At 50.9% G+C, this 704-nt stretch carries 2 protein-coding genes; both read right to left on the bottom strand.

The features are described from left to right. A partial coding sequence (locus ACTHUR_RS14210) for a dTDP-4-dehydrorhamnose 3,5-epimerase family protein (protein WP_440399199.1) occupies positions 1-154 on the bottom strand: 154 nt, incomplete at its 3' end. Positions 155-192: 38 nt separating this feature from the next. Continuing rightward, positions 193-704: sugar phosphate nucleotidyltransferase (locus tag ACTHUR_RS14205; RefSeq protein WP_440399197.1), on the bottom strand; the 512-nt coding region annotated here is incomplete at its 5' end.

Genomic DNA, 704 nt, shown 5'->3' with positions numbered 1-704 from the left:
CCTGCACGAAGGTGCGGTCGCAGATTTGGGTTTTGAACCACTCGTCGCGGAAGGTTTCCATAAAAAAGCCGCGCGAGTCGCCGAAGACTTGGGGCTCAAGCAGTTTTACGTCAGGAATGGCGGTATCAATGATGTTCATCGTTTTATCTTTCATCTAAAGGCCGTCTGAAAAGTTTCAGACGGCCTCAAACATTATTTTTTTAACAGGCGCAGCAAATATTGGCCGTATTGGTTTTTCGCCATCGGGCGCGCCAGCTCTTCCAGTTTTTCATCAGAAAGCCAACCGTTGCGCCAAGCGATTTCTTCCAGACAGGCGATTTGCAGGTCTTGGATGTTTTGCACGGTTTGGACGAATGAAGCGGCTTCGTGCAGGCTCTCGTGGGTGCCGGTGTCCAACCATGCGAAACCGCGTCCCAAAAGTTGTACCGACAATGAACCGTCTTCCAAATACATTTGGTTGAGGTCGGAGATTTCCAATTCGCCACGGGCGGACGGTTTGATTTGTTTGGCGAATTCGACGACGCGTTGATCGTAGAAGTACAAGCCGGTTACCGCCCAATCGGATTTGGGCTGTTGCGGTTTCTCTTCGATAGACAGGGCGTTGAAGTTTTCGTCAAATTCAACCACGCCGAAACGCTCGGGATCTTTAACCTGATAACCGAATACGGTTGCGCCGTGGGTCTTGGCGGCAGCCTGTTTCAATG

Source organism: Neisseria sp. P0021.S007 (genome assembly GCF_051956855.1).
This window is presented reverse-complemented; position numbering and strand designations above follow the sequence as displayed.